This window comes from Micromonospora sp. B9E7, assembly GCF_039871815.1.
Lineage (GTDB): Bacteria > Actinomycetota > Actinomycetes > Mycobacteriales > Micromonosporaceae > Micromonospora.
In genome coordinates this window covers 22,681-30,016 of record NZ_JBDPLX010000035.1, presented here as the reverse complement: position 1 = coordinate 30,016, position 7,336 = coordinate 22,681, and the positions used below count along the sequence as shown (strand labels likewise).

The window sequence follows — 7,336 nt, the reverse complement described above, 5'->3', positions numbered from 1 at the left end:
CCTCGGGGGCGGGTGGGCGGGGGCGTTCCCACGGGGGGACCCAGGCGGCGGCCTGGTCGGCCAGCGAGTCCCGGCGTTGCTCGTCACTCATCCCGCTCATCCTCCGTGGTTCCCGTCCCGTCCGGCCCGCCGGCCTCCCCTGCCGGGTCGGGCGCCTCCGACCCCGCCCCCACCGATTCAGCCCCCACCGGCGCAGGCTCAGCCTCCGCCAGCTCAGCACCCGCCAGCTCAGCCTCCGCCAGCTCAGCACCCGCCAGCTCAGCCTCCGCCAGCTCAGCGCCCGCCGGCTCAGCACCCGCCGACTCCGGGTCGGCCGGGGTGCCGGCGTATTCGTCGACGTGCAGTTCGGTGTCCCCGTCGGCCGGGCCGGTCCAGCGCACGGTCAGCTCCTCCAGGGCCTGCTCCTGGACGAAGGACACCAGGCCCTCCCGGTACAGCTCCAGCAGCGCGAGGAACCGCGCCACCACCTCCAGGGTCGCCTCGCAGTCGGCGCAGAGCAGCGAGAACGTGGCCGTGCCGGCCCGGCGCAGCCGGGCGGTGAGGATCGCCGCGTGTTCCCGGACACTGACCCGGACCATGTGCACGTGGGCGATGGACACCTCCGGCACCGGTTTCGGGGTCATCGCCTTCACGGCCAGCTTCAGCAGCCGCTGCGGGCCGATGCCGAGCACCAGGTCGGGCAGCGCCTCCGCGTAACGGGGTTCCAGGCTGACCGCGCGTGGATACCGCCGGCCGCCGACGGCCTCCAGCTCGGCGATGTGCGCCGCCGCCTCCTTGTACGCCTTGTACTGCAACAGCCGGGCGAAGAGCAGGTCCCGGGCTTCCAGCAGGGCGAGGTCCGCCTCGTCCTCCACCTCGGCGGAGGGCAACAGCCGAGCCGCCTTCAGGTCGAGCAGGGTCGCGGCGATGAGCAGGAACTCGCTGGCCTCGTCCAGGTCCCAGTCGTCGCCCATGGCCCGGATGTAGGCGATGAACTCGTCGGTGACCGTGTGCAGGGCCACCTCGGTGACGTCGAGCTTGTGCTTGCCGATCAGTTGCAGCAGCAGGTCGAACGGGCCGGTGAAGTTGGCCAGCCGCACCGTGAACCCGGTGGCGGCGGGTTCGGCGGGCGGCACACCGTCGACCGTGGCCGCAGCGGCGGCCTCGGGCGGGTCAAGGGGTGGCGCGGTCACCGGACGACCGTAGTCCACGGGAGCGGCACCGGGCGTTCCGGCTACCGCTCCGACTGGGCGGCGATCACCTCGCGGGCCAGCTGACGGTAGTTACGTGCCCCGGAGGAGGCCGGGTCCATCGTCGTGATGGGGGCACCGGCCACGGTGGACTCGGGGAACTTCACCGTCTTGGTGATGACGGTCTGGTAGACCTTGTCGCCGAACGCCTCCACCACCCGCTGCAACACCTGACGGCAGTGCGTGGTGCGGCTGTCGTACATGGTGGCGAGGATGCCTTCCAACTCCAGGTCGAAGTTGAGCCGCTCGCGCACCTTGTCGATGGTGTCCAGCAGCAGCGCCACACCGCGCAGGCTGAAGAACTCGCATTCGAGGGGGATGAGCACGCCGTGCGCGACGGTCAACGCGTTGATCGCCAGCAGGCCGAGCGACGGCTGGCAGTCGATCAGGATGTAGTCGTACTCCTTGCGGACCGTGCGCAGGACCCGGGCGAGGGCCATCTCCCGGGCCACCTCGTTGACGAGCTGGATCTCGGCGGCGGAGAGGTCGATGTTGGCCGGCAGCAGGTGCAGGCCCGCCACGTCGGTCTTGATCAGGACGTCCTCTGCGGTCACGTCGTCCTGCATGAGCAGGTTGTAGACGGACAGGTCGAGGTTGTGCGGGTTGACGCCCAACCCCACCGAGAGGGCACCCTGCGGGTCGAAGTCGACGAGCAGCACCTTGCGGCCGTACTCCGCGAGGGCCGCGCCCAGGTTGATCGTGGTGGTGGTCTTGCCGACGCCGCCCTTCTGGTTGGCCATCGCGATGATGCGCGCGGGGCCGTGCCGGTCGGTGGGCATCGGCTCGGGGATGGGCTTGCGCATCGTGTAGGCAGCCGGATCCGCCGGACCCAGATCCGCGCCGAGCGTGGCCTGCTGCTCGCGGAGCTCCGACGTCCAGGTCTCGGCACGGTCACCGTTGCCAGCCATGTCCTCGTTGCCCCCTCCCGACGACCCACCCGGCGTCGGAGCCGTCCGACGTCCTTCGCGGCGCCGCTGCGCACCCCGGTCGTGTCGCCCCAGGAGGTCCGCGCCGATGCCGACTGTACGCCACCGACCAGCAGGGGGTTCGGCACCGGCCCGGCGTGTCGGGACCGACCGCGACCGGGTTCAGCCCCGGGCGCGCGGGTGGGCGGTGGCGTACACCTCGCGCAGCCGCTCGACGGTGACCAACGTGTAGACCTGGGTGGTGGTCACCGACGCGTGGCCGAGCAACTCCTGGACCACCCGGACGTCGGCGCCGCCGTCGAGCAGATGGGTCGCGTACGAGTGGCGCAGGGTGTGCGGGGAGACGGCGGCCGGCCCGTCGACCGGCAGCCCGGCCCGGTCGGCGGCACGACGCAGGATGCCCCAGGCGCCCTGGCGGGACAGCGCGCCGCCGCGGGAGTTGAGGAAGACCGCCGGGGTTCCCCGGCCGGCGGCGGCCAGTGTGGGGCGTGCCCGGACCAGGTACGCGCGGACCGCGTCGACGGCGTACCCGCCGATCGGCACCAGCCTCACCCGGCCGCCCTTGCCGCGCAGCAGCACGGTGCTCTCGTCGGTGTCGAGGTCGTCCACGGCGGCGCCGACCGCTTCGGAGATCCGCGCGCCGGTGCCGTACAGGAATTCCAGCAGCGCCCGGTCACGCAGCGTGCGGGGGGCGTCCTCGCCGGTCGCGGTGGTCGGGCCGGTGAGGTCCAGCAACCGGACCACGTCGTCGACCGGCAGGGCCCGGGGCAGCCGGCGGGGCGGGGTGGGTGGGCGGACGTCGCGGCTGGGGTCGGCGCCGGCCAGCCCTTCGCGCATCGCGAAGCGGTGCAGGCCGCGGACCGCGCTGGCCGCGCGGGCGGCGGACGAGACCGCCAGCGGCGGGTGTGCGTCGTCGCCCGCGCGCAGCCGCGCCAGGTGCGACTCGACCAGGCCGGCGTCGACCGACGCGAGGTCGGTGACGCCGGCGTCGGCCAGGGTCGCGAGATAGCGGTCCAGATCCCGCCGGTACGAGGTGAGCGTGTTCGCGGAGAGGCCACGTTCGACGGTGAGGTGGTCGAGGTAGCCGCGCACGGCACGGCGCAGCGCCGACGTGGGCTGGTCGCCCACGCCGGCGGAGTCCATGCTGCCGGTCAGCGCGCCACCGCTCAGGCCAGGACGTCGGCCAGCGGGAGCATGTCCATCCCGTGCGCCTCGGCGACCGGGCCGTAGGTGACCCGGCCGTCGTGGGTGTTCAGGCCCAGCGCCAGCGCCGAGTCGTTGCGCAGCGCCTCGCGCCACCCCTGGTTGGCCAGCTCCAGCGCGTACGGGAGGGTGACGTTGGTCAGCGCGTAGGTGCTGGTGTTCGGCACCGCGCCGGGCATGTTCGCCACGCAGTAGAAGATCGACTCGTGCACCTTGTAGACCGGGTCGGCGTGCGTGGTGGGGCGCGAGTCCTCGAAGCAGCCGCCCTGGTCGATGGCGATGTCGACGAGCACACTGCCCGGCTTCATCCGGGAGACCAGCTCGTTGGAGACCAGCTTCGGGGCCTTGGCTCCGGGCACCAGCACCGCGCCGATGACGAGGTCGGCGTCGAGCACGGCCCGCTCGACCTCGTAGGCGTTGGAGGCGATGGTCTGCAGGTGACCCCGGTAGATGGCGTCGGCCGAGCGCAGCCGGGCGACGTTCTTGTCCAGCAGCAGCACCTCGGACTGCAGGCCCAGCGCGATGGCGGCGGCGTTCAGGCCGGAGACGCCGGCGCCGATGACCACGGTCTTGGCCGCGTACACACCGGAGACACCGCCGGGCAGCACACCCCGACCGCCACCGGTACGCATCATGTAGAAGGCGCCCACCTGCGGGGCGAGCCGGCCGGCCACCTCGGACATCGGGGCGAGCAGCGGCAGCGACCGGTCGGGCATCTCCACCGTCTCGTACGCGATGCCGGTGACCTTGCGGTCGATGAGCGCGTCGGTGCACTCCTTGGACGCGGCCAGGTGCAGGTAGGTGAAGAGCACCTGCCCCTCGCGCATGCGGTGGTACTCCTCGGCGACCGGCTCCTTGACCTTGAGCACCAGCTCGGCGGTCTCCCACACCTCGTCGGCGGTGGCCAGGATCTTCGCGCCGGCGGCGGCGAACTCCTCGTCGGTGATGCTGGAGCCGACACCGGCGCCGGACTCGACGAAGACCTGGTGGCCGCTGCGGGTGAACTCGTTGACGCCCGCTGGCGTGATCGCCACGCGGTACTCGTGGTTCTTGACCTCGCGTGGGATTCCGACCTTCACGATGCAGACACCTCTCTTCGGGGCTGCTCTCCCCCGACTGCTCGGTGCCGTAGTGGCCCCTTTGCCACCGCGGTCCACCGGTCCCGCCGGCGGCAGTCTAGGCGCGCCCGGCGCCGCCGAGCGCCAGCACAGTGGCAATCGGTGCCCGAGTGTCCTGACGGAGTGTCAGGGCGACACCGGGATCCGCCGGCGCATCGTCGCCTCGGCCGTCGAGACAGCGTTCGGCCATTATCTCCCCATCTGCCGGATGCCGCTGGGGACAGACGGCACGGGGCCCTGCGGCTGACCGCGGGGCCCCGTGGGCGCGTACTCCCCTGCCGGTGCGGACCGGCGGCGATGCTCAGCGGGGCAGCGGCGCGTCCGCCCGACGCAACGTCGACCACCCGGTGTCGCGGGAGCGGGCCGCGGCGAGCAGCCCGGCCACCGCGGACGCGTTGGTGATCTCACCGGCCAGGACCATCGCGACGGCCTCGTCCAGGTCGATCCGGACGACCTGGAGGTCGGCCTCCTCGTCGTGTCGCTCGTGGCGCTCGTCGGCCGGCACCTCCGCGATGTCCCGGGCCAGGAAGACCCGCACCACCTCGTTGGTGAACCCGGGCGAGCTGTGCAGGTCGACAAGCACGTCGACCTGCCCGGCGGTGAGGTCCGCCTCCTCGGCCAGCTCCCGCAACGCGGCGGCCGGCAACTCCTCGCCGGAGACGTCCATCAGCCCGGCGGGCAGCTCCCACAGGTGCCGCCCGACCGGGTGCCGGTACTGCCGGATCAGCACCACCTGACCGGCGTCGTCGAGCGCCACCACGGCCACCGCCCCGACGTGCCGAACGAGGTCACGCAACCCGGTCCCGCCACCGGGCATGGTCACCTCCTCGGTGACCACGTCGAAGATCCGCCCTCGGTAACGCTCCTCGCGGGACCGCACCTCGTAGCGGTGCTCCACCCCGCTCACGCCGTCGCCTCGCTGCGCTCCCCGACGGCGCGAGGCGCCACGCTGCTGAGCCTGATGCTCCGCTCGCTCACGAGGCGGAAGCCGCCTTCGTCGCGGCCCCGTTGCGGGCGGCCTTGCGCGACGTCGGGGCCTCCGACGCCGCGTCCAGGTCGACCGGCAACTGGTCGGCCTGCGAGTACGCCACCGCGGCCTTGACGAACGACGCGAACAGCGGGTGCGGGCGGGTGGGACGGCTCTTCAACTCCGGGTGCGCCTGGGTGGCCACGAAGAACGGGTGCAGGCTGCGGTCCAACTCGACGAACTCGACCAGCCGGCCGTCCGGCGAGGTGCCGGAGATGTGCAGGCCCGCCTTGGTCAGCGCGTCCCGGTAGGCGTTGTTCACCTCGTACCGGTGCCGGTGCCGCTCGCTGATCTCGGTGCTGCCGTACGCCTCGGCGACGATCGAGCCCTCGGTCAGCGTCGCCGGGTACGCGCCGAGCCGCATGGTGCCGCCCAGGTCGCCCTTGCCGGCGACGATGTCCTCCTGGTCGGCCATCGTGGCGATCACCGGGTGCGCGGCCTTCTCGTCGAACTCCGCCGAGTTCGCGCCGTCCAGACCGGCCAGGTGGCGGGCCACCTCGATGGTCATGCACTGCAGACCGAGGCAGAGGCCGAGCAGCGGGATGCCGTTCTCCCGGGCGTACCGGGCGGTGCCGATCTTGCCCTCGATGCCACGGACGCCGAAGCCGCCCGGGATGAGGACACCGTCCACGCCGGCCAGGGCCGCCGCCGCGCCGGCCGGGGTGACGCACTCGTCGCTGGGCACCCAGCGCAGCTGCACCCGGGCGCGGTGGCCGAAGCCGGCCGCCCGGATCGCCTCGCTCACCGACAGGTACGCGTCGGGCAGGTCGACGTACTTGCCGACCACCGCGACGGTGACCGTGTGCCGGGGCCGGTGCACCCGCTCCAGCAGGTCGTCCCAGCTGGCCCAGTCCACGTCCCGGAACGACAGGTTGAGCCGGCGCACCACGTACGCGTCGAGTCCCTCCCGGTGCAGCACCTTCGGGATGTCGTAGATGCTCGGGGCGTCCGGGGCGGCGACGACCGCCTCGGCGTCCACGTCGCAGTAGAGCGACAGCTTCTCCTTGAGCTTCACCGGGATCTCCCGGTCGCAGCGCAGCACGATGGCGTCCGGCTGGATACCGATGTTGCGCAGCTGCGCCACCGAGTGCTGGGTCGGCTTGGTCTTCAGCTCACCGGACGGCGCCAGGTACGGCACCAGGGAGACGTGCAGGTAGAAGCAGTTGTCCCGGCCCAGGTCGTGGCGGACCTGGCGGATCGCCTCCAGGAACGGCAGCGACTCGATGTCGCCGACCGTGCCGCCGACCTCGGTGATCACCACGTCGGGGAGCTGACCGTCCTCGTCCGGGTCGGCCATCGCCAGGATCCGCGACTTGATCTCGTTGGTGATGTGCGGGATGACCTGGACGGTGTCGCCCAGGTATTCCCCGCGCCGCTCCTTGGCGATCACGTCGGAGTAGATCTGACCGGTGGTGACGTTCGCCTTGCCGGACAGCGCCCGGTCGAGGAAGCGCTCGTAGTGCCCGACGTCGAGGTCGGTCTCCGCGCCGTCCTCGGTGACGAAGACCTCACCGTGCTGGAACGGGTTCATCGTCCCCGGGTCGACGTTCAGGTAGGGGTCGAGCTTCTGCATCACCACGCGCAGCCCGCGCGCGGTCAGCAGGTTGCCGAGGCTGGAGGCGGTGAGGCCCTTGCCCAGCGAGGAGGCGACGCCCCCGGTGACGAAAATGTGCCTGGTCGTCCGTGCTGATGGGGCCAAGGCCTGCTCCCGTGTCGTCTGTCGCGGTCATGCAGACCGCCGTGCTTGATCAGCAAAGTGATCACGCGATCCACGGGATTTGACGGTAACACCTCCCGGACGGGTACTCGCAGGCCGCACCCCGGCTGCGACAC

Annotated in this window: 6 protein-coding genes and 1 pseudogene; all 7 read right to left on the bottom strand. The window is 72.0% G+C overall.

Annotated elements, in window-relative coordinates; translation table 11 throughout:
- A pseudogene (locus ABGB10_RS32555) lies at positions 1-91 on the bottom strand (SMC-Scp complex subunit ScpB); the annotation flags it as partial.
- Positions 84-1,190 (bottom strand): segregation/condensation protein A, encoded by a 1,107-nt coding sequence (locus ABGB10_RS32550; protein WP_347664811.1) that lies wholly within the window; start codon positions 1,188-1,190, stop codon positions 84-86. The pseudogene ABGB10_RS32555 and the gene ABGB10_RS32550, both read right to left, overlap by 8 nt.
- Before the next feature lie 23 nt (positions 1,191-1,213).
- On the bottom strand, positions 1,214-2,137 hold the full coding sequence (locus ABGB10_RS32545; protein ID WP_030334877.1) for an AAA family ATPase: 924 nt from the start codon (positions 2,135-2,137) through the stop codon (positions 1,214-1,216).
- Between the two features lie 180 nt (positions 2,138-2,317).
- Entirely contained in the window at positions 2,318-3,298 is a 981-nt protein-coding gene (locus ABGB10_RS32540) for a site-specific tyrosine recombinase XerD (protein ID WP_347664810.1), read from the bottom strand.
- 23 nt (positions 3,299-3,321) lie between these two features.
- Positions 3,322-4,437 carry an alanine dehydrogenase gene (gene ald, locus ABGB10_RS32535; protein WP_347664809.1) on the bottom strand — a complete coding sequence of 372 codons (1,116 nt, stop codon included), beginning with the start codon at positions 4,435-4,437 and terminating at the stop codon, positions 3,322-3,324.
- A gap of 340 nt (positions 4,438-4,777) precedes the next feature.
- The gene (locus tag ABGB10_RS32530; protein WP_347664808.1) at positions 4,778-5,383 is read right to left on the bottom strand and encodes an NUDIX hydrolase; all 606 of its coding nucleotides are present in this window, start codon (positions 5,381-5,383) and stop codon (positions 4,778-4,780) included.
- A 67-nt stretch (positions 5,384-5,450) separates the two neighbouring features.
- Positions 5,451-7,202, bottom strand: coding sequence for a CTP synthase (locus tag ABGB10_RS32525; protein WP_347664807.1), 1,752 nt, complete (start codon positions 7,200-7,202; stop codon positions 5,451-5,453).
- Positions 7,203-7,336: the final 134 nt, after the last annotated feature.